The 21,356-nt window shown below is 54.8% G+C and carries 17 protein-coding genes; 14 read left to right on the top strand and 3 right to left on the bottom strand.

Going from position 1 to position 21,356, the window contains the following annotated elements; all coding sequences use genetic code 11:
- Positions 1-106: 106 nt before the first annotated feature.
- Entirely contained in the window at positions 107-2,155 is a 2,049-nt protein-coding gene (locus PH7735_RS00710; protein WP_058309430.1) for a choice-of-anchor L domain-containing protein, read from the bottom strand.
- Positions 2,156-2,584: 429 nt separating this feature from the next.
- Here PH7735_RS00710 and PH7735_RS00705 point away from each other — a divergent pair, with 429 nt between their 5' ends.
- Positions 2,585-4,621 (top strand): right-handed parallel beta-helix repeat-containing protein, encoded by a 2,037-nt coding sequence (locus PH7735_RS00705; RefSeq protein WP_158503153.1) that lies wholly within the window; start codon positions 2,585-2,587, stop codon positions 4,619-4,621.
- 46 nt (positions 4,622-4,667) lie between these two features.
- Here the strand turns inward: PH7735_RS00705 and PH7735_RS00700 are convergent, their stop codons facing one another.
- Positions 4,668-5,594 carry a polysaccharide biosynthesis/export family protein gene (locus tag PH7735_RS00700; RefSeq protein ID WP_158503151.1) on the bottom strand — a complete coding sequence of 309 codons (927 nt, stop codon included), beginning with the start codon at positions 5,592-5,594 and terminating at the stop codon, positions 4,668-4,670.
- Between the two features lie 313 nt (positions 5,595-5,907).
- Here PH7735_RS00700 and PH7735_RS00695 point away from each other — a divergent pair, with 313 nt between their 5' ends.
- The 11 genes from PH7735_RS00695 (at position 5,908) to PH7735_RS00645 (ending at position 18,387) form a co-directional block, all read left to right on the top strand.
- Entirely contained in the window at positions 5,908-7,176 is a 1,269-nt protein-coding gene (locus PH7735_RS00695) for a polysaccharide pyruvyl transferase family protein (protein ID WP_082645089.1), read from the top strand.
- 3 nt (positions 7,177-7,179) lie between these two features.
- Positions 7,180-8,427 carry an oligosaccharide flippase family protein gene (locus PH7735_RS00690; protein WP_058309426.1) on the top strand — a complete coding sequence of 416 codons (1,248 nt, stop codon included), beginning with the start codon at positions 7,180-7,182 and terminating at the stop codon, positions 8,425-8,427.
- Positions 8,424-9,686: a Coenzyme F420 hydrogenase/dehydrogenase, beta subunit C-terminal domain gene (locus tag PH7735_RS00685; protein ID WP_058309425.1), complete on the top strand. Its 1,263-nt coding sequence runs from the start codon at positions 8,424-8,426 to the stop codon at positions 9,684-9,686. The genes PH7735_RS00690 and PH7735_RS00685 overlap by 4 nt, the downstream gene beginning before the upstream one ends.
- Positions 9,687-9,697: 11 nt before the next feature.
- A complete protein-coding gene (locus PH7735_RS00680) occupies positions 9,698-10,765 on the top strand; it encodes an acyltransferase family protein (RefSeq protein ID WP_158503149.1) in 1,068 nt (355 codons plus the stop codon).
- A 15-nt stretch (positions 10,766-10,780) separates the two neighbouring features.
- Positions 10,781-12,085, top strand: coding sequence for an O-antigen ligase family protein (locus PH7735_RS00675; RefSeq protein ID WP_058309423.1), 1,305 nt, complete (start codon positions 10,781-10,783; stop codon positions 12,083-12,085).
- Between the two features lie 27 nt (positions 12,086-12,112).
- The gene (locus tag PH7735_RS00670) at positions 12,113-13,045 is read left to right on the top strand and encodes a glycosyltransferase family 2 protein (protein WP_058309422.1); all 933 of its coding nucleotides are present in this window, start codon (positions 12,113-12,115) and stop codon (positions 13,043-13,045) included.
- Entirely contained in the window at positions 13,042-14,247 is a 1,206-nt protein-coding gene (locus PH7735_RS00665) for a glycosyltransferase family 4 protein (protein ID WP_058309421.1), read from the top strand. Before PH7735_RS00670 ends, PH7735_RS00665 begins: the two co-directional genes overlap by 4 nt.
- A 165-nt stretch (positions 14,248-14,412) precedes the next feature.
- Positions 14,413-14,883 (top strand): glycosyltransferase family protein, encoded by a 471-nt coding sequence (locus PH7735_RS00660; RefSeq protein ID WP_158503147.1) that lies wholly within the window; start codon positions 14,413-14,415, stop codon positions 14,881-14,883.
- Between the two features lie 12 nt (positions 14,884-14,895).
- Positions 14,896-15,432, top strand: a complete 537-nt coding sequence (locus PH7735_RS00655; protein ID WP_058309419.1) for a glycosyltransferase — start codon at positions 14,896-14,898, stop codon at positions 15,430-15,432.
- Positions 15,432-16,319 (top strand): glycosyltransferase family 2 protein, encoded by an 888-nt coding sequence (locus PH7735_RS00650; RefSeq protein ID WP_058309418.1) that lies wholly within the window; start codon positions 15,432-15,434, stop codon positions 16,317-16,319. The genes PH7735_RS00655 and PH7735_RS00650 overlap by 1 nt, the downstream gene beginning before the upstream one ends.
- A gap of 1 nt (position 16,320) precedes the next feature.
- A complete protein-coding gene (locus tag PH7735_RS00645) occupies positions 16,321-18,387 on the top strand; it encodes a hypothetical protein (protein ID WP_058309417.1) in 2,067 nt (688 codons plus the stop codon).
- Positions 18,388-18,401: 14 nt separating this feature from the next.
- Here the strand turns inward: PH7735_RS00645 and PH7735_RS00640 are convergent, their stop codons facing one another.
- On the bottom strand, positions 18,402-19,016 hold the full coding sequence (locus PH7735_RS00640) for a response regulator transcription factor (protein ID WP_058309416.1): 615 nt from the start codon (positions 19,014-19,016) through the stop codon (positions 18,402-18,404).
- A 665-nt stretch (positions 19,017-19,681) separates the two neighbouring features.
- Between PH7735_RS00640 and PH7735_RS00635 the strand changes: the two genes are divergently transcribed.
- The gene (locus tag PH7735_RS00635) at positions 19,682-20,344 is read left to right on the top strand and encodes a sugar transferase (protein ID WP_058309415.1); all 663 of its coding nucleotides are present in this window, start codon (positions 19,682-19,684) and stop codon (positions 20,342-20,344) included.
- A 37-nt stretch (positions 20,345-20,381) separates the two neighbouring features.
- On the top strand, positions 20,382-21,263 hold the full coding sequence (locus PH7735_RS00630; protein WP_058309414.1) for a UTP--glucose-1-phosphate uridylyltransferase: 882 nt from the start codon (positions 20,382-20,384) through the stop codon (positions 21,261-21,263).
- Positions 21,264-21,356 lie beyond the last annotated feature (93 nt).

Here is a 21,356-nt window from a genome sequence, read left to right as displayed (position 1 = left end):
TGCGCTGGCAGCTGATGCTTGCCAGACAACTCATTGAAGTGGGCGCCAGACCTTTTTAAGTCTGGCGCCCGTTTTTTTCATGTCACATGTCTGGTCTTGGCGGTCATCAGACCAGAGGCAGATCGAAATACTGGATATCTGCGCCCTGCTGAAAGTCGGAGACAGCGATTTCCTTGAAGACGATCTGGTCATCGCCACCCATTTCGACAAGTGTCCCGGACCCAAAGCTCGAGAATTGCAGATCCGTGCTGTTGATCCCGTAGAGTTCAAGGGTATCTACGCCGAGTTCGAAGTCAAACACGGTGTCGTAACCATCGTTCGAGCGGAAAATGAAGGTGTCTGCGCCTGTTCCTCCAGACACCAGATCACGCCCTTCGCCGCCATCCAGCACATCAGAACCTTCGCCTCCGCGCAGGTTGTCCGACCCCGTTCCACCTTCGAGTGTGTCATCCCCTTCGTGGCTGAACAGTTTGTCATGGCCTGCTCCACCAACCAGTGAATCGTTCCCGCCATTCCCATCAAGAGCATCACGGCCCGCGCCGCCATAAACGGTGTCGTTGCCGTCACCTGACAAGATGCGGTCGTTACCGCCAAGCCCGGACAACGTGTTGTCCTGTGCGTTGCCGGTGATCATGTTGTTGTTGTCGTTGCCGGTTCCAACAAGAGCGGTTTCTGCTGCACTAAAACGAAGATCTTCGAAATCTGCGGCCAGCGCATGGGATATATCGGTGATGACCAAATCGCGCCCTTCGTCCGCGTTTTCGGTCACGACGTCATCGACGTTATCGATATAGTAGATGTCGTTGCCTTCGCCGCCGATCATCGTATCGACGCCCGTGCCGCCATCCAGAACATCACGTCCCGAACCACCATCAATCAGATCATCGCCCGAAGCGGCCCGAATGAAATCATTGCCTTCTCCGCCATAGATATCGTCATGCCCCAAGCCGGCAAAAATCTTGTCGTTGCCACCATATCCCATAATGACTTCGGAATCGCCGTCGTCACCGTCAATCGTGTTCCCTTCGTTGTCGGAATACCCATAGCGCATCCAGTCGTTGCCGGATGTGCCATCGACCGGATCTGTCAGGATCGTGGCATAGGCCACGTCGGACGAACCATTGCCGTCTGAAACCGTATAAGTGAACACGGTTGAACCGGCATCTCTGGTTGCGGTGATCAACGACCCGTCAGATTCAAGAGTGACGCTCTGACCCGTATCAAGAACAACGGTTTCTCCGACTTCGATCGCCTGACCATTGATGTGCGTAATAAACAGCGTTGCGCCTGTTGGACCTGTGTCGTTTTCCATCAGGTCAATTTTAGAAACCCCTTTGGACGTCATCGTAAAGGCATCATCATTCGCGATCAGCGCTGTCTGAATACTGTCTCCGACAATCAAGAGATTACTGTCATAAACCGCGTCTCCTGCATCGGCGATACCAAGCCGCAGCGTGTTGACTTCCCCAATTTGAACCGGCGCCTTCACAGTCAGAGTGATGGTCAGGCCGTCCATTTCGGAATTCACGATAGAATTCGTATTGTCGATATAGAGGTTTTCGTTGGTTGTTGTGTTGATGTTGTCGATGGAGATATCGCCGTCGCCAATGGCCAGTTCGGCCTTGGTTCCGTTTACCCAGATGCCAACCGCATCATTGTATCCCGCGTTGACCCATTCGAGGTATTCCTCGGATGAAAAGACCAGCTGCATGGTCAGGGTGTCACCGGTCGGAATGAATTCGGCTTCGAAGATGGCCGCATCATAGGTGGCCACACCCGCAATGCCATTCAAGAGCGTGTCGCCGTCGATACCAGCCGTATTGGTGCTTGTGTTGGTAGCTTGGTTTGCATCTCCCGAGGAATTCGTGATGCTCGTTGCCTGCCCTGTGGACAGAATTACGCCTGTGTCCGCAGGAACGGCATTTGGGGAAGTCGTTTGCCCCCCTGTAAAAATGCCTGACGACAAAGCATCGCCAGAATAGCTTGAGCTGACGACGGTCACACCAGCGCCAAACATCGCCGCGGCCATCTGTTCGGCCGTGACAGACGTGTCAATTTGAAGTTCAGTCGCTTGAACCATACCTTTTCCAATCGTTATTGATATCGTTTTGAAATACCAAGCCGAGCCGCCCAGAGCATTCTCGCGAAAGATCATTCACTGTTTCATTGGTATAGGACGCCATCCAAACGGATGTTGATCCATCCAATTGGCCACCGCATTGCACCAATGGCTAGCGCGCCTCTCGCCTAATGTATGAAGGGCATACCCCTTATTATGCTTGGGAATTCCGGTTTCGGAACTAATGTCCGAGCATCACCGCCTGACTGGAATCACCGTCACCGATGGATTTATGCGCCGCAAAGATGAGGTTAACGTCGACCAAACCAATGAGCCTCACCATTGGAATTCCACCTCAAAGGCGCGCCGCAGAAACACGAACCGCCCGCTACTCATGCTCACCACGTAAACTGTGATCCAACGTTGCTGAAACACTTTCTCATTTTCATCTCACTGACCCAACTCGTCGCCGTCCCTTTGGCTGCGCAAGAGGCCAAACCCTTTTGCAGAGGGTGGCAGATTGATGTGCAGGACAATGAGCCTCTGGCCGCTCTGGAACGTGACAACTCCAACATTCTGGAACTCGGGCCTGATGTGGAGCTTTCAGAAGCGTTGAGGGCTGCTGGAAGCCGCCCCGTTACCATCCTGCTGGCGGGTGGCACATATGGCCAGTTGGACGTCCCGCAACGCTTGCGCCAGACGGATGATGCACCCGCACCAATTACGCTTCGATCTGCAAACCCCGAAATGCCTGCGATCTTGACGGGCCTCATTCTAGATGGAGCCACAAACATACGGTTTGAGGACATCCAATTCGCGTATACCCCGAATGATCAGTCTACGTTTCGCGATCGACCGTTTCAGGTTCGCAATTCGGAAGACATCTCTTTTTCGCGGGTGATTTTCCAAGGGGGAGCAATTGACGGCCTTTTCGCCGGACAAGGCCTGTTCGTCAGAAACAGCAAGAATGTCTCCATCACTCACTCTGAGTTCAAAGAATTCCACCGCGGTGCTGTGTTCCTGAATGTGGAAAACCTGCTTGTCAAAAGGAACAACATTCACAGCATGCGGTCTGATGGTTTCGATTTCGCGCAAGTCACGAATGTAGAAGTCGCGGAAAACTACTTTCACGACTTTGCTCCTGCGGCCGCAGGCGACCACCGCGACATGATCCAGTTTTGGACAAACCGGACCTCTGCCCCTTCAATCAACGTATACATTCATCACAACCAACTGTTTGGTGGCGAAAACGCAGGCACCCAATCCATCTTTATGCGGAATGAGATCGTCGACAGCCAAGGTGGCGGAAACGACATGTTCTATGAAAACATCCGCATTGAACACAACCTGATCCTCAACAACGACACACACGGCATCTCGACCGCCGAGACAAACGGTCTTGTCGTGCGGCACAATACAGTTCTGCAAGAGGCCCATACTTCCGAAGATAAGCTGGTGCAGGTCCCAAAGATCCATCTGGACCCACGGTCCACCGAAGTGACGGTGCAAAACAACATTTCCGGCGACGCGGTTTTATCTGATCCACGCTGGATCGTTTCTGGGAACATGATTGCCAAGCGATCTTCGCCACGCGCCAATGAACGCTATCAAACGCTTTTCCTGAATGCCCTGACACCGCGCCCCTGTATGACCGATCTGCAAGCCCTCCCAGATGGCCCTATCGGCAAATCCGGCGCAGGCGCAGATATCACACGTTTCAACCCAACGCCGGATCAATTGGCACCTGTCATTCACTGGTCGCAAAAACATGATCTTGTTCACCTTACGGCGCGCCACAGCCGCGGCCCCATGGGCCAATTGCCAAAAGATACCCAATTTCTCTGGGTGCTTGGTGATGGAACCACGTCGAGCGAGCCAGACCTTTCACATCGGTATGCCAAACCGGGCGAATATGATGTACGGCTATCCGTGACATTGCCAGATGGACGCACGGCAACCAATACATCTTACATCACTGTCCGCGATCCTGTGCTCTTGGATCTGGGTGTAGAAGACTCTCGTCTGATTGATCGTTCGTCATACAAAACGGACCTTCCTGATGATCAGCTTCCCATTCCAACGCCTGAAACCTCCGCGCTATGGCTCTCTGCAGAAGCTTCGATCCGCTTTGCACCTGGTCAGCCCACGGCGGTGGTCAACACGGAAGCCGTGTGGATCGCCATGGATATCCGCCCCGCAAGCACCGCAGGCGGCCATCTTGCCCGTGTGCATAGCTCTTGGATCCTGAGCGCCGAACCGAACGGCGAGGTGTTGTTCATTGCGACCAACACCCTTGGGCAAACGTTCAAACTGGAAACCAAGGGTGCGCGCCTGTTAAGGGGTGAATGGCATACCCTTTTGGTCTCTTTCGACAATGAACATGCGCGCATGCAGGCCTTTGTGGACGGTCGGTTGGTCGGAACGTTGCCTGTGTCCGGAGACCTCAATAGATCCACATCGCATGGATTGATTTTGGGCAAGGCCTTTAATTGGGCAGGATTTGACGGTGACATAAGGTGGCTGCAAATTCGCAGCACGCCCGATAAACAAGAGCGGCCCTAAACAGGCAAAATGCCTCGTGCCTGCTGTCCGCGAAAACCACTGGCGATCAGAGGCTCTTCACCAGAACGATCGGGGTCACAATGCCACCGATCACCTCAAGAGTGGGCAGGATCATCTCGATCACATCATTCCATTCCCCAACCGAGTCTTGTGGAACATAGACCACATCGCCGGGCGCCAGCGGATAGTCGAGCGCCTGCCCTTTGAGCATCTTGTCGACATTCACAACAAGCAACTCTCCTTCGGTCGTGGAATAGCTGCGGATGATGCGGACCTCGTCCAACAGCGCCTTATTCCCGTCCGGCCCTTCGGCCATTGTCAGCGCTTCGAGTATGGTGCGACCCTGCGCCCCGAAAGGCAGCGCCTGAGGGCTGCCAACCGCGCCAAGCACGTAAACCTGCATGTCTTCTTTGCGTGGCGCAAAAATGACGTCGCCGCCCGTGATCTGGATGTTGTGCTCAAAGCGGCCTTCTTTCAAAAGGCCGTGCAGATCAACGATGCACATCGTGTTGTTGCGGATCAAACGTGCTCCGGGAAGGTAAGCATCCTGCGTCAATCCCCCCCCAAGCGCCAGAGATTCAAGCAACGTGCGGGGATGTTCGAGGTATTGAACACCGGATGAATTGAATTCCCCGAGGAAGTAGAGCGGATGGCTTTCTGCATGAACCAGCTCAACAGTCACCCAAGGGTTGTTGAAGTGATCGCTATAAGATTGCTTCACGTCTTGCTGGATCTCGCGCGTCGTGCGCCCGGCAACCTTTACGGTTTCGACGATGGGCAGCTGGACATATCCACCGCCATCCACGCGGGCCACGATGTCGGTCAGACCCGTTTCGCCGAAAATATTGAATTTCAGATTGTCACCGGGCCCAACCCGGTAACTGCGCTCGACAGAGGCGGAATGCAGCTGGCTTGGGGCCTTTGAAGATGATTGGCATCCGACCTCCTTGCCCGGAACACCGGGATTGGACACCACTCTTTGGCGATCAACAACACCATCCGAATATAACCGGCTTTTATCAAATGATTCAGAATCACAAGCGGCCAAAGCCACAAAGAAAACCACCGAAAGGAACCGTGAACTATACGAAAGAATAGGTTGCGAGGAAGGAAGGAAAACACTTCGGCTATACTTCGGTATAGGCCAAAACATGTTTTGTAATCTTTTGAATAGATACTCCAATCCCATGGACCTGCTTGTAACCTTCCGACGTGGTATTCATCGCCGTTTACTCGGCTATGGTCAATGCATTCTAACGTAATAGACGACTTAACAGAGGTCTCAGATGATTACATTGCTCGGAGCTGCACCAAATACCGGAAATCAAGGCGTAAGTGCTTTGTGCTATTCTGCCGTTTCCGGTCTCGCCCAACGTGGCATTGCAACGGTCAATGTTGCCGATCACGGACTGGGACGTCGCCAAACACGCTGGTCCATTGATGGGCGCGACATTGACGTCGGCCTGATTGGCCTGTCAAACAACCGCCGCTTGTGGCGTGGCGATTGCTTGCGCACGGTTGCCTTCCTTGCCCAGTTTGGTGGACTTGGTAACGCGGCCGCACACTCGGTCCTGTCATCACGTGCCGTTCTCGATGTGAGCGGCGGAGACAGCTTTACCGATCTTTATGGAGAAAAGCGGTTCCAGGCGATGTGCCGGACAAAGCGTCTTGCGCTCGACAATGACCGCCCTTTGATCCTGTTGCCGCAAACGCTTGGCCCGTTCAAGGACAGCGCAAAGAAAGCAGAAGCTGTCGACATCCTCAGACGCGCACATGCAATCTGGGTCCGTGACAGCAAAAGCTATGAATTCCTCAAAAGCGAGCTTGGTTCGGACTTTGATCCGGCGCGTCATCACCTTGGTGTCGACATGGCCGTTCTCTTGCCAACAACGCAGCCTGCCATCGCCGTGCCTTCCGTGATTGACGGTTGGTTGAGCGATGCCGCGACACCTGTTGCGGGCCTGAATGTCAGCGGGCTGTTGTGGCAAAATCCCGAGCAAGCCCAAGCCGACTTTGGGCTGGCCGACAATCACCGCCGTCAGCTTCTTTCGGCTGCGCGCACTATTCTGGACAGCGATCCAAACATGCGCCTTGTTCTTGTCCCGCACGTCAACCGCCCGGAAAACGATCCCGAAAGCGATTGGGAAGCCGCGCGCGCCTTGGAAACCATGCTGCAATCGGAATACGGCGATCGCACCGCGACATTGCCTCAGGACTATACAGCGCCCGAGCTGAAAGCGACCATTTCGCGGATGGACTGGTTCGCCGGAGCACGGATGCACGCGACAATTGCAGGTTTTTCCTCAGGCGTCCCTACACTTGGTCTGGGTTACAGCGACAAAGCTGCTGGCGTTTTTGAAGAGTGCGGGTTTGTCGGGTCGGTCGCTGACCTGCGCGAGATGGATGCTGAAACTCTGGCCCATGCCGTTAAGGAAAGCCTTGAGATGCGAGCTCAGACAAAACACGACCTTGATGCCGCCCTGCCAGCCTTGTTGCAACGCGCTTCTGACCAGATGGATCAGGTTGCTGCCGCCATCCGTGCAACCGAGGTCTGATTGATGCGCACTGCCACGATCAAAGGTCGGGTCACCGCCTGGAGCGTTCCCCTGGCGAACGAGCTTGCCGCGTTTGTGCGCTCGATCATCATGGCACGCCTTCTGGGTGCTGAGGAACTTGGCAAAACAATGCTTTTGGCGCTTGTTTTGCGTCTTGTTGAAATGGCCAGCGACGTGTCGTTTGAACGCTTTATGGCGCAGGTTCCAGATGGTGGCAGCGCCCGTTTGCAGGCAAATCTTCAGGGCGCTGCGGTATTGCGGGGCGTCTTCCTTGCTCTTGTTCTTTTGGCTCTGGCCTTTCCTTTGTCCCAGGCATTTACAGATGGCCCCACTGCTGGCAGCTATGCCATTCTGGCGCTGGCCCCGCTGATCCGCGGGTTCGTGCATCTGGATTATCGGCGCCATGAGCGCAAATTCAGCTATAACCGGCTGGCTGTGGTGGAATTGGGCGCAGCGGCAGCCATGTTGATTTCGACCCCGATCTTCGCAACACTGCTTTCAGACTATCGTGCCCTTCTGGGTGTTATACTGACCCATGTGTTCTCTTTGTTTGTTTTGTCCCATCTGCTGTCCGAGCGCCGCTATGCCCTTGCCTTCGAGCGTGTTGTTCTGGTTCGGATTTGGCACTTCGGAGCGCCTCTTATTCTCAACGCTGGCTTGATGTTCCTGACGTTTCAAGCGGATCGCCTGATTGTTGCGGGATACTTTAGCTGGGCCGAATTGGGGATGTACGGCATCGCCCTTCAGCTCGCGCTGCTTCCTGCCCAGATTACGGGGCGCGCTGCAGCCTCGTTGCTGGCCCCGAAATTCCGTCGTGCCATTGCGGCCCACAATTTGCCCGCGGCCGCGCTACCTTCCTTGCGCAGCTATTCAGCACTTGCCGGGGTCTTTTTGCTGGCTTTCGGACTGGCTGCTGGACCGATGATCCAAACGGTGTACGGGGCCGACTTCTCGCCCAGTCAGGCACTGATCTGGGCGCTGGCTTTGGGGGCGGCGATCCGCATTGCCCGGACGCCGATATCGCAACTGGCGGTTTCTCTTGGTCGCACGGACATTCCGTTTCGGAGCAACACCCTTCGGGCGCTGGCCATCATCCCTGCATGGGCTGCCGTTGCGGTGGGCGCCCCGCTGTTCGCCCTGGCCCTCATCGCCGCGGCAGGCGAAGCGGTTGCTGCACTTCGGGCTTGGTCGCTGCTGAAACCGTATATTTCTTCGACACATTCCTCTTCGCAAAAGGACGTTTTTGTATGACCCGTTCATCTGATCCAATCACCCGCGCCGTCGAAACCAGCCTTTGCACAGGCTGCGGTGCCTGCGCCGGTGGCTTTCCGGAACTGATCCGCATGGTGGAAGACGTTCAAAACGGACGCCGTCCCGTGGTCTCGCAAACATCGCAAGGGCGTGCAGCAGCACAGGAAGCCATAAAGTTGTGCGCCGGTGTTGGTGCCAACTATGATGAACTGGACACACGCGACGACACGGATCGCAGCTGGGGTCCCGTTCTCAAGGTTTGGGAAGGCTGGGCCAGCGACGATGAGATCCGCCATCGCGGATCATCCGGCGGAGCGGCAACAGCGCTGAGCCAGTCGATGCTCGCGTCTCAAAGCGCTGGTGGTGTGGCCCATGTTGTCCAACGCGAAGACGACCCACGCCTAAACACGTCCGTGATCAGCCAGACTCGAGAAGAGCTGTTGCGCGGCGCAGGTTCACGTTACGCCCAAGCTAGCCCCGGCGAGCGGATCGAAGATATCCTGACCCGTGACACACCTACGGCCTTCATCGGCAAACCATGCGACGTTGCATCAGTTGCCAAAGCCGGGAAAATCGATCCGGCTTTGAACGACAAACTTGCCGCGACGATTTCGATCTTCTGCGCAGGGGCACCAAACATCAACGCCACGGACGCGTTGCTGGACCGCCTGTCCGTGCCAAAAGACGCCAAGCTGACCGATCTGCGGTATCGCGGCGAAGGCTGGCCCGGTTTGATGCAGGCAACCTACATCGACAACACAGGGGAAACCCAGAAAAGCGACGCCATTTCATATGGCGAAGGCTGGGGCAACGTGCTTCAGGCCGGCCGCAAATGGCGCTGCCGTATCTGCGCCGATCACACGGGCGAATTTGCCGACATCTCGGTCGGGGATCCCTGGCACAACCCACCAAAGGGCAACACCGATCCGGGACGCTCGATGATCGTTGCCCGCACCCTGCGCGGCCAACGCATTATCGAAGAAGCAATCGCCAACGGTTTTCTTATTGCAGAAGAACGGCCACGTGACCTTATCGCAGCGGCACAACCCAATCTTTTGGATACGCGCGCCTCGGTGTTTGGTCGCCGGCTTGCTATGCGTCTGGCTGGAATGCCCGCGCCCAAGGATGTCGGGATCAACAGCGCAAGCCTTTGGTGGTCTCATTTGAACCTGAAACGCAAGGCCCAGTCGGTTGGCGGCTCTCTCAAGCGCATCATTCGCAACCGGCTCTGGAAGCCAGTCAAGATCAAAGCAATTTGAAGGGCGATATGATGTCCAACACTATCACACTTGAAGACGGTCTGAATCGGGGTCGCCATAACAATATGGATATTCTCCGGCTTGTTGCCGCGATGGCTGTTGTTGTCAGCCATGCCTGGCCTCTTGCGCTTGGGCCCGGAACGCCCGAGCCGCTGGAAGCGTTGATCGGCCTCTCGCTCGGAAAAGTGGCGGTGTTTGTCTTTTTCTTTTTGTCAGGCATGCTGGTCTCGGCAAGTGCCGATCGCAACATGGGATCGCGAGCGACTTTCCTCAAAGCGCGGGTCTTTCGCATTTTTCCGGGCCTTGCCGTTGCTTTGGTCGTAACGGCCGGATTAGCGCAGGCTTTTGGCGCAAATGCCGGATTGAGCGAGCTGGCCACATATGTTCTGCGCGGGCTGTCATTGGTGTCGCTGCAACACACGATCGGCGTGGCATTTGCCGACGCCCCCTATCCTCTCGCCGTGAACGGGCCGCTTTGGACCCTGTTCTATGAAGTCTTGTGTTATGCCATCGTGGCCAGCGCAATTTGGTCCGGTTTGCTTGGCAAGGTTTGGGGCTGGGGGCTTTTGGTCGCCGCGGCCGGCGGACTTTGGATGGCTTTCGACGTGTTGGATGCCGCAACGGCAAACCCAATCAGCTACCGCCTTTCTGTACTGGCGCCATTATTGCTCACCTTTGTCATGGGCGCTGTTTTCTGGCGCCTGCGCCGACGTATCGTGCTGCACTGGGGCATCGGGGTCCTACTGATGGTGCCCGCGATATTGCTGGTCGGGCATGCGATGTTCCTGCCGGCATTCGTATTGGCTTTGGGTTATGGCCTGTGCCTTGTGTCTTTTCGCCTGTCAACCGTGGCGTTGAAGGGCGATATTTCTTACGGAATCTACATCTATGGCTGGCCCGTATCGCAATGTCTGGTCGCGCTGTTGGCGCCAATGTCACCTCTTGCGCTGGCCGTGCTGAGCCTTGGGGCTGTCTTGCCGTTTGCATGTCTCAGCTGGGTGCTCATTGAAAAACCTTCATTGGCGTTGCTTCGCAAACCTGCCATCATTCAAAAAGCACGTACGGCAGTGTCAGGATGAAACAGGCATATTCTGATGGCAAAAAAGAAAAAGACATGGTTCGGCGTCAAAATCCCGATTGCCCTGTTCTTTATCGGCATCCTGATGCCGCCCGAAATGTCATTGACGGTGGGCGGGCTGCGGTTCTCGGGATACAGGGTCGTTCTGATCATTCTGTTTCTGCCAAGCCTTTATACGTTGCTGGTGGGCAAACATGCCAAGTTTGGCGTCTTCGACGGGCTGGTCCTCGGGCATTCTCTCTGGGCGACACTTGCCTTGATCAAATGGGGCGGTTTGGCACAGGGGATCGAGAGTGGCGGCATCTATGTCATCGAGTTTGCGGGCGCCTATCTACTCGGGCGTCTGTATATCCGCTCTTACGAAGACTTCGCAGCCTTCGCCCGTGCCTATGTCGGCGTTGTTCTGGGCATGCTTATTTTTACCATTCCGGAATCCCTGACAGAGATCCACATTCTGCGCGACAGCTTTTCCGCAGTTCTGGGCGGCCCTGGCGCGCCTTATATCGACAAACGCATGGGCATCGAGCGCGCGTTTGGCCCCTTCGACCACCCCATTCTGTACGGTGTGTTCTCGGCCAGCGCGTTTTCGATGGCATACTATGTGGTGGCCGGCAGAGACTTCAAAAACAAGCGCGGCATGTTCAAAACAATTGGCGTCATGGTGGCCACCTTCCTGTCCGGATCGGGCGGACCCTATGTCGTTCTGGCCGCACAAATATTCGTGGCGGCGTGGGAACGTGTTCTCAAGGGCGTGACAGGCAGGTGGCGGATGTTGTTTGGTCTGTTCGGCCTGACCTATTTCTGGATCGATCTGATGTCGAACAGAACGCCGTTCCACGTCTTCGTGACCTATCTGACCTTTTCGCCCCAGTCGGCCTACAACCGGATCAACATCTGGAACTACGGCACGGCCGAGGTCGCCAGACATCCGATTTTCGGGATCGGCCTAGGGGATTGGGTTCGCCCCGTCTGGATGTCCGACAGCATGGACAATTTCTGGCTTTTGATCGCGGTGCGATACGGTTTGCCGGCGTGGTTTATGCTGGTGGCCTTGTTGCTGGGTCTGATGATCGTGATCGGCATGAAGAAAAAGCTGCCACAAGAGTGGATCAATGCCAGACACGCATGGGCCTTTACGCTTTTCGGGATTTCGGTAGCGGCCTGCACGGTTCACCTTTGGAATTCGCTGTTCGTGTTGTTCATGTTCCTGATCGGATCAGGCGTCTGGATGGCCGACACAAAACCCGGAAAGGCGAAAAAAACCGGAGACGACCAGACACCAGCCGCAAAGCAGAAAAAGCCGCGCCATACTCTTTTTTAACTGTCCAGTGACACCGAGGACTTCGTGATGGATTTGTCTATAGTAATTGTGAACTGGAACACGCGAGAGATGCTGCGCGATTGCCTGCAATCGGTTTTTGATACTCTGAGCAACCTCAAGGCCGAGGTTTTTGTGGTCGATAACGCCTCGGAGGATGGCTCTCAGGACATGGTCCGAGAGAGCTTTCCGCAAGTGAAGCTGATCTGCAACACTGACAACCGCGGCTTTGCCGCCGCCAATAATCAGGCTCTTGCCTTGGCCAGCGGTCGGTACGTGCTGTTGTTGAACTCGGACACTTTGGTGCACGGAGATGTGCTGTCGGCGTCCTGTGCGTTTATGGATGGACGCCCCGAAGTTGGTGTTATGGGATGCCGCGTTCTCAATCGGGATGGCACCTTGCAAATCACCGGAAGCGGCTATCCCAGCCTTTTGAACCTGTCGTTGATGACAACGGGATTATGGAAGCTCAAGAACGTGCCCTTCTTTGACCGCTACCAGATGCAGACATGGGATCGCCGGACAGAGCGCGAGATCGATGTTGTCTCTGGGTGCTACATGGTGGTGCGCAAAACGGCGATGGACGAGGTCGGGTTGCTGGATGAAGACTTCTTCTTTTACGGCGAAGAAACAGATTGGTGTCGTCGGTTTGCGGATGCAGGCTGGAAACTCGTTCTGTCACCGGTCGGCGAGATCACCCACTTCGGAGGGGGCTCGGTGAAGAAACTGAACCACAAGCGCGATGTTATGCTGACCGAGGGAACCGTTCGCCTGCACCGGAAGCATGGAGGTGTTCTTGGTGGCGCGGCGTGTTGGACAATGTTGGCGGGGTTTAACCTGTCACGGTCGGTGTTCTGGACTCTCGCCAGCCTGACTGGCGGCGAACGCGCAAAAGAACGGGCAAGCCATTTTCGGCGGGTGGTTGCTGCATCCCCTGATACCTGGCCGAGTGCTTCACAATGAATACATTAAAAGTTCTTCTGATTGCCCCCAATATTGATGGCACAGACGTTGGCGAGGCATTTGTCGCCTTTAAATGGGCCGAAGCCTTGGCCGAGCTGGTCGACCTTACCGTGCTGTCGTTTGAACGGCCGGGGCGTGAAAGCCTTGCCCAACAGCTGCCGGCCGCCAAGGTGGTCAGCTGGCCTGAACCGGCATGGGCCCGCAAACACGAACGGCTAAATGCGATGCTCAAACCCGCGTGGCCCGTGTTTTCCTCACACGTCCGGCGCTGGATAAAGACGACGTTAGCAGAAGGGACAACCTTCGATATTGCCCATCAGCTTATGCCGCAAGCAGCCCGCTATGCCTCGCCGCTTTATGGATGTGGCATCCCTTATGTGATCGGTCCGCTGGGCGGGGCGCTGGAAACACCCGAGGGCTTTAAAGGCGAGATGGGCTCTGCCTCCTGGTTCACAAAACTGCGTGCGATGGATTCCGTCCGGTTTGCTTATGATCCATGGTTGCGCCGCAGCTATAGCAACGCGGCGGTAGTAATCGGCGTTGCCCCTTATGTGCGCGACGTCTTGGGCAAGGTCCCACTCAAAAAATTCGCACCTGTCCTTGAACTCGGGATCGAAGAGTTGGCCCCCGAAGTGACGCGCCAAACCGGCACCGATACCCTCAATCTGTTGCATGTAGGGCGGGGCGTGCGCACCAAAGGGCTGCGCGATGTCATTCGTGCCCTCGCACAATTGAAAGATCGCCCTGACATCACCCTAACCAGTGCCGGTGCCGGAGAAGAAATTGACCTGTGCCGCAAAGAGGCTGAAGAACTGGGTGTTGCGGATCGCGTTACGTTCTTGGGACGCATTCCACGCGATGAGGTCGAAGATCTGTATCGCAAGGCCGACGTTTTCGCATTCCCGAGTTTTCGCGAACCGGCAGGGGGCGTTCTTTACGAAGCCATGAGATGGGGACTTCCCATTATTGCTGCGCAACGCGGGGGGCCCGATTGGATCGTGGATGACACATGCGGGATCAAACTTGCGATTTCGACACCAGAGGCTTTGGCCCGTGATCTTGCAGATGCCATCCGCACACTGGCCGACGATCCCGAGCAAAGACATCGTCTGGGGCAGGGTTCCCGGGAAAAAGTGGCACGCGAGGGGCTTTGGCCCACCAAGGCAAAAGAGCTTGTAAACCTTTACGAATCTCTGATTTAGCGCCCCCGCACCCCCATTTTTACAGCACTTGTGTAGTGACACCTATCCTTTTGGTTAGGTGCTACTTCTGTTGCGCTTTCCTTTGACCTTTTGCGGGTCTGCCAAGCTGTCTCGACTGACTTTAGAAGTAGAGGAGTAAGACGACCCCGCCAAACAGGAATGAAGATGCAACACACTGCAAACGCCAAAAAGAAACGAGTACTTGCCGTAGCATCTGGTGGTGGTCATTGGGTTCAATTGCTGCGCTTGCGCCCTGCATTCGCAAACTGCGACGTCCACTTTGCAACGGTTGATGCCGGCGCAAAAGCGGATGTGTCCCCTTCCCCGTTTTACACTTTCAAAGACGCAAACCGCGACACCAAGCTCAGCCTGATCCTTTCGACATTCCAGATCGCGATGATTGTTCTGCGGGTTCGTCCAGACGTTGTGATCTCGACCGGCGCTGCTGCGGGCTTTTTGGCGATCCGCATCGCCAAACTGATCGGGGCGCGCACAATGTTTGTCGACAGCATCGCCAACGCAAACGAACTGTCGCTGTCGGCCCAGCTGGTCGCGAAACACGCGGACCAGTTGGTCACGCAATGGCCCTCGGTGGCTGACAAAACCCAGGCAACTTACATCGGCTCAGTGCTGTAAAGGAGATCCCAGATGATTTTTGCAACCGTAGGAACACAACTGCCTTTTGATCGCCTGTTTAACTCGTTGGACACATGGGCCGAAACCCGTAGCGCACAGGAAATCGTTGCCCAAACCGGAACAAGCGAATTTCAATCCTCGCGCATGGATGTACGCCGCATGATTGATGCACCGTCGTTTCGGTCGTTGGTCAAAAAGGCCGACGTTCTTGTCGCGCATGCTGGCATGGGGTCGATCCTTACAGCCATCGAATATGCAAAGCCGGTGATCATTATGCCGCGTCGCGCCGAATTTGGCGAGCACCGCAATGACCACCAAATGGCGACTGCTGAAAACCTTGCACATCTGAGCAACCTGCGCGTCGTATATTCGGCAGCGATGCTCGAAGACGCGCTGGACGAGGCGCTCAACACCCGCCCTGTGGATATTCAGCACGACCAGATTTCACAGACTCACCAAAGCCTGCTCTCCGGCATTCAGGATTTCATCTTTGCAGAAGCGCAAACGCCTGCACGTGCACACCACGCCACATTGGCAGGTTCAGTATAATGAACGTTTTCAACGCACAAAACGCACCACGCGCGACTGTCTTGATACCAGCCTACAACGAGGCTTCGGTTATCAAGGCGACACTCGCCAAGGTTTGTGCGGATATGCATCCCGGTGAATTCGAAATCATCGTGATTGCAAATGCGTGCCATGACGACACCGCAGACGTCGCAAGCGCGGCCTGCCCTGCTGCGACGGTTCTTTCTACCAGCACGCCCGGCAAAACAAACGCTTTGCGTCTTGGGCTGGCACAAGCCAACAGCTCGATCTTTGTGTTTCTGGACGCCGATCTTCTTGTCGATACCGATACTCTGCGCGCGCTCATTGCGCCGTTGGAAAACGGTACAGCGATGGCCAGCTTTGGCCGCATGAATATCGACCTCACAGGGTGCTCTGCATTTGTGAAATCGTTCTATGCGGCCTGGAGCCAGAGCCCCTATATGCAAAACGGCAAGTTCGGCGGCCTTTTTGCGATGACCCAAAAGGGTCTGGAACGCGCACTGCCTTTGCCAGACCTGATTGCAGATGATGAATATTTTTCGCGTCACTTCTCCGCTTCGGAGAAAACTCTTGTCAATAACGTCTCATTCACCGCGCACCCGCCCCGTTCGCTTCCGGATTTGTTCAAGGTCCGCAAGCGTGTGCGTCGCGGAACGCAACAGCTTAAACAAATGAACATCCTTCCCCGCCAAGATGGCGTGCAATCGTCTGCACCGTCGGCGCTGAAGTCGCTTGTTTTGAACCCCACTAAGTGGACTGCCCTGATGACCTATGTCGGGCTGTCCCTGAGCGTTCGCGCTGCTCTCGCGTTTGAAAAGCCGGTATCCGGATTCAAATGGGAACGCGACGACAGCAGCCGCTCGTTTATTCAACAGAAGGAATTTTAAAATGGATGGTTTCCGCACAGATCAAGATCTGCCTTTTGACGAAGCTGTCCTTCAGGCACAGCCCGAAAGCCAAGAGTTTGCTGACGAAGCAGAGGCACCGGAATTCAGCCCATTTGGCGCCCTCACACGGATCATGCGCAAGCGTTGGCTCGTTCTGCTGGGCCTGATTGTCGTATTGGGCGGCGGGCTTGGATATCTTGGTTTTGTAAACGGATCAAAAACCTATTCAACCCAGGCGATTTTGCGCGTTTCTGCGCACGAGCCCGGTATTCTTTTTGCCAGCGGTGACGATTCAAAGTTGAAGCTGTTTCAATCCTTTGTGAAAGCCGAAACCACATACGTCGCCAGCTCGCCCGTGATGGAGCGCGCGACCGCCATTATCAAATCCAAGATGCCTGACGCGGACGACGAACTGACCGCGAAATCGTTGGCCGAATCCATCGAGATCAAGCGCAAAGAAGCGTTGATCATCCTGAAGACAAACTCGAAAGACCCCGAGTTTGCGGCACTGAAATTGAACTCTGTCATTCAGGCCTTCATGGACCTGAAAGTTGAAACAAAAGAAAAGCTCGAGAACTTCCGTGCCAACGAATTGACCGTGCGCGAAGCGGAACTTCTGGCACAGCTGCAAGACCTGAACGCCCAAACTCTTGAAGCAGGCGGTGAGTTTGGCATGGCGTCTCTTGTCAAAACCCACATCGAAAAAGTCACACAGATTGAATCCCTCATTGCGCGTCAGGCCGAGGTCAAAGCAACCCTTCTGGCAATCAGCAGCAGCGCAGATTCCGCAGGCAGCGCAGACATGGCAGATCAGGAAATCATGCGCGCCACGTTGCTGGACCGTGCTCTTGCAGATCTGAACTTTGACAAAGCCAAGCGTGAAGCCGAGCTGACTTCGCTTTTGAAGCGCTATGCAGAGAACACACCCAAGGTGATTGAAAAGAAAGAAGAAATTGCCATCATCAGCAGCGCAATGGCCGATCGTCGCGACCAGATCAAAGTTTTGGGCCAAACTGGCGCTTTGACCGAAGGTGGCGAAGCCAATCAAGACGACCAGATGGCTGAAATCAGCGCTCTGTTGGAAAAAGTAACAAGCCGCCTCGAAACCGCTCGCGAAGAAGCGCGCGAACTGAACCGCAAGCGTATTGAACTGACCTTCCTCGAAGAAGAGCGTGAAGAACTTCGCCGCAAACTCGACGAAACGCGCCATGCTCTTGATGTGATCCAGCTGGAAAGCCGCAACTCAATGCCCGGTCTTGTCGATGTTATGGCCTTTGCTCTGGTTCCACAAAAGCCTGCCGAGGATAGCGCAAAAATGCTCGGCGCGGGCGGTGTTGTTGGCGGCGCAGTTCTGGCGATCATTCTGGTGATGGGATATGGCCTGACTTACAAAAAAGTTCGCTACACAGATGACCTGTGGCGCCACACCTGGTTCATGCCAATTCTCACAACGATCAAGGCAACTGCTACGCCTGCCGAGATTGAGACCAGCATTCACCGTCTGCGCAACAACATCAAACTGTTCCCGTCCCGCACACGCCCGGATACCCGCAAGGCCCGTATTATCGCGGTCAATCGTTTTGACAGCGCCGAAAGCGGAACACTTGCGCGCAAACTGGCGGACAGCTTTGCAACAGCGAACCTGAGAACGCTTTACATCGACGCTGATCTGCAAACCGTTGCACCACAGAACAAAGCAGGGTGGCGTGATCTGATCGTGGGTGAATATGTTCAGCCGGAATGCAACGAATTTGGTGCCGAAGTCATCGGTGCAGGTTCTGACGCCCGTATCACCGACGCAACCGTATCGCTGGTTGCTCTGCGCAAGGCTCTGAGCTTCTATGAAAAAGACTATGCGGTTATCGTGGTGAACTCGGGGAACCTGGACACCGGCCTGTCATCCGAGCTGTTTTCATCCACAGCGGATCTGGCGGTCAGTGTTGTGAATGTTGACGACATGCGCAGCAAGGTAAATGCGGGTATCGACCGCATTATGTCCCTCGCCCGCAATGGCAGTGCCCTTGTCTTCACAGGCGCTACAGGAAGCGACCCTGCAGTCACTGCCTAAAAGTTCTAGAAGTCCTAAAAGAGACCCGCATCCTTGGCTGTCACAGCAGCTTGGGTGCGGTTTTTTGCATCAAGCTTTCGACAAAGTGTTTTCACGTGCAATTTGATCGTCACTTCCTGAAGACCGGTATCACGCGCGATTTCTTTGTTAGATAACCCCTGACATAGCCCCTGCAAAACTTCGAGCTCTCGCTCGGTGAGTTTCTTTGCAAGCTCGTGCTCTTCTTCTTCAACGACTTCGGTCATGAATTTGACAGGCGCATAAATTTCGCCAGCCATCATAAACCGCACCGCATTCACAAGAGATTTGGCACCCATTGTTTTGGGAAGGAACCCTGCGGCGCCTTGATCCAGTGCATCCTGGGCCACCGCACGCGGCGCCGTTCCCGACATGATCGCAACGGGCATGCCGCCATTGGCCGCCATCGCCCGTTCAAGACCTTCGAGACCGTTCATTTCTGGCATCGAATAATCCAGCAGAACCAGATCAAATGGTCCTGCTTCTTCAATCATGGCCAGTGCAGCCCCCAGAGACTCGCACGATGAAAGCTCAAGGTCCGCTTCACGGTCGAGGAAAGCTACAACTGTATCGCGTACCAAATCATGGTCATCTGCAATCAGTATCTTCATGTTTCTCTTTTCTTCTCAAATGGCCAAGCGTGTCGCGCTAGGGGATATATAGCGTAGCTTGGATGTTTCGACAGGATTTGCCAACCCTGCTTAAGCCGTGTCGGCCCGAAGAGGTTGGTCCGGACACATCCATCTGCCCGAGAGTTTCGTCTCTCAACAGTCCACAATCGGAACGCCTGTGAGAAACCAGATTGATCTTAGTGTATCTCCGGCCTTCGGAGGGCATCAGGGGAAATATGCCTGAAGAAAGTCAGATCGACACAATCTGTGTAACCCGCAAATAGGGCAGTTCGAGGGCTCTTCATCGATAATTTAAGCCAATTTGTGAAAATCCAATGGCCATACAGATACACATCCATAGAAACCGAAATGCTCACGCACCTTAAATCGCTTCATGACTGGTGTGCCCGAATGCGCCTGTCGAAAGGGGCCGAGTCGCAAGAGAGGCGGGTCAGAGTGCGATTTATGGCCCGACACGCGTGCAAATCGGTCTCATTCGATAATCGAATATACTTTCGTATATCGCCAACACCAAAAGGCGTAGCCCGCGCGCTGTTCGCGCCAAACAGGTAAGCGAAATCAACACCTTAATGGCCATGCGCACCATAGAGCCGTTCAATCAATTTTGTCATAAAGACGTTACACCGAATTGGCGGAGACACATGATGACAATGGCTATGCACACAGATTTCGAAACCTCGGCGAAAGACAATCGTCGGGCAAAGAGTTCTCGAAATCTCACAAAACGCGTTTTGGATTTGTCCCTGACCTCATTTGGTATTCTGGCGATTGCCCCGCTTTTGATCGGCACTTCACTTGCGATCAAACTGACAAGCCGCGGACCGGTCTTTTTCCGTCAAGAGCGGATTGGCAAAGATGGCAAACCTTTCATGATGTACAAGTTCAGATCGATGTTCATCGATGCCGAAGAGCGCCGCGCGGCACTTCTTGAGACCAGCGACCGCATAGGTGTTTGCTTCAAACAGAAAGATGATCCCAGGATCACACGTGTCGGCCGTTTCATCCGCCGGTTTTCAATCGACGAACTGCCCCAGCTTTTGAATGTCATCAAAGGGGATATGTCTTTGGTTGGACCGCGCCCTGCCCTTCCTGAAGAGGTGGCTGTGTATTCTCCGCGCGCATTGGAACGCCTCAAGGCCACTCCGGGTCTTACGGGTGTCTGGCAAGTTTCGGGGCGCGCTGACATCGGCTTTGACCGGATGGTCGAAATGGACATCGCCTATAGCCGGTCAGTGAGCTTGATGCTCGACCTGATGCTTTTGGCTCTGACATTCCGCGCCGTACTTTCGGGTCGCGGCGCTTACTAAAAATTTCCTTGGATCAGACGAAAAGAAAGAAAAACCAATGAGTTCCATCGATACTGCTGTATTTCCGGTTGCAGGGCTGAATACACAATTGCTGCCGATCACCAAGTCAGTACCAAACGAGATGCTTCCTTTGATCGACAAGCCTTTGGTGCAATTTGCAGTCGAGGAAGCCCGCGCATCAGGAATCCGCAACTTCATTTTTGTCAGCTCACCAGACAAACCCAGCCTTGATGAATATTTCCGGACCAACCACATGCTCGAAATGCATTTGGCCCGCAGTGGAAACACTAAGGCGCTTGATTGCGTGCGCACGGCAACTCTGGATGCGGATTCGCATTGGATCATTCACCAGAATGAACAGCGCGGACTCGGGCATGCGATCTGGACCGCCCGCGCGTTTTTGAGCGACAAACCCTTTGCCGTGATCCTGCCCGATGACTTTATTCACGCCTCTCGGCCGGCATTGGCGCAAATGATCGAAATGCACGAGCGGATCGGCGGCAATTTGGTGGCCAGCAAGGACGTCGGGTATGACCAGATTTCCAAATTCGGATGTCTCGATATCGAGGCCCGTGCCGGGCATTGTCTCAACATTGCCAACTTGGTTGAGAAACCTTCACGGTACACAGCCCCGTCAAGCAATGCCGTAATCGGAAGGTATATCCTTCAACCTTCTGTGCTTCGGCACCTTGAAAAGACGCCTTGTAACCATAACGGAAAAATCGAACTCACCGATGCGATTGCCGCCGACCTGTCAGAGAACAGCGCCTGGGGCATCGAATTCGAAGGACAATATTTCGACTGCGGCACCAAAGACGGTTTCGTGGGGGCCACTCTCGCCCTTGCCCAGAGCCAAGCACATTCGGATCACGCGACCTTGCAACCAACAGGCAAAAGATCATTCGGATTGGTGGCCTGAAGCGTAGGTCTCCAGACTACGTTTTCAACAGGCCCCAGAGCAAAGAAGGGAGTTCAAAAGTATAGTCCCGTTACTCCAAATTTCGTGAAGTTA

Source organism: Shimia thalassica, assembly GCF_001458215.1.
In the GTDB taxonomy this organism is placed as follows: Bacteria; Pseudomonadota; Alphaproteobacteria; order Rhodobacterales; family Rhodobacteraceae; genus Shimia; species Shimia thalassica.
The sequence above is the reverse complement of the archived record's forward strand: the minus strand, read 5'-3'. Positions and strand labels throughout refer to the sequence as shown.

Bases quoted from the DNA above. Each gene is read 5' to 3' on its own strand.
- PH7735_RS00710 (WP_058309430.1), bottom strand. From the start codon at position 2,155: ATGATCTTTCGCGAGAATGCTCTGGGCGGCTCGGCTTGGTATTTCAAA.
- PH7735_RS00695 (WP_082645089.1), top strand. From the start codon at position 5,908: ATGATTACATTGCTCGGAGCTGCACCAAATACCGGAAATCAAGGCGTA.
- PH7735_RS00690 (WP_058309426.1), top strand. From the start codon at position 7,180: ATGCGCACTGCCACGATCAAAGGTCGGGTCACCGCCTGGAGCGTTCCC.
- PH7735_RS00685 (WP_058309425.1), top strand. From the start codon at position 8,424: ATGACCCGTTCATCTGATCCAATCACCCGCGCCGTCGAAACCAGCCTT.
- PH7735_RS00680 (WP_158503149.1), top strand. From the start codon at position 9,698: ATGTCCAACACTATCACACTTGAAGACGGTCTGAATCGGGGTCGCCAT.
- PH7735_RS00675 (WP_058309423.1), top strand. From the start codon at position 10,781: ATGGCAAAAAAGAAAAAGACATGGTTCGGCGTCAAAATCCCGATTGCC.
- PH7735_RS00670 (WP_058309422.1), top strand. From the start codon at position 12,113: ATGGATTTGTCTATAGTAATTGTGAACTGGAACACGCGAGAGATGCTG.
- PH7735_RS00665 (WP_058309421.1), top strand. From the start codon at position 13,042: ATGAATACATTAAAAGTTCTTCTGATTGCCCCCAATATTGATGGCACA.
- PH7735_RS00660 (WP_158503147.1), top strand. From the start codon at position 14,413: ATGCAACACACTGCAAACGCCAAAAAGAAACGAGTACTTGCCGTAGCA.
- PH7735_RS00655 (WP_058309419.1), top strand. From the start codon at position 14,896: ATGATTTTTGCAACCGTAGGAACACAACTGCCTTTTGATCGCCTGTTT.
- PH7735_RS00650 (WP_058309418.1), top strand. From the start codon at position 15,432: ATGAACGTTTTCAACGCACAAAACGCACCACGCGCGACTGTCTTGATA.
- PH7735_RS00645 (WP_058309417.1), top strand. From the start codon at position 16,321: ATGGATGGTTTCCGCACAGATCAAGATCTGCCTTTTGACGAAGCTGTC.
- PH7735_RS00640 (WP_058309416.1), bottom strand. From the start codon at position 19,016: ATGAAGATACTGATTGCAGATGACCATGATTTGGTACGCGATACAGTT.
- PH7735_RS00635 (WP_058309415.1), top strand. From the start codon at position 19,682: ATGACAATGGCTATGCACACAGATTTCGAAACCTCGGCGAAAGACAAT.
- PH7735_RS00630 (WP_058309414.1), top strand. From the start codon at position 20,382: ATGAGTTCCATCGATACTGCTGTATTTCCGGTTGCAGGGCTGAATACA.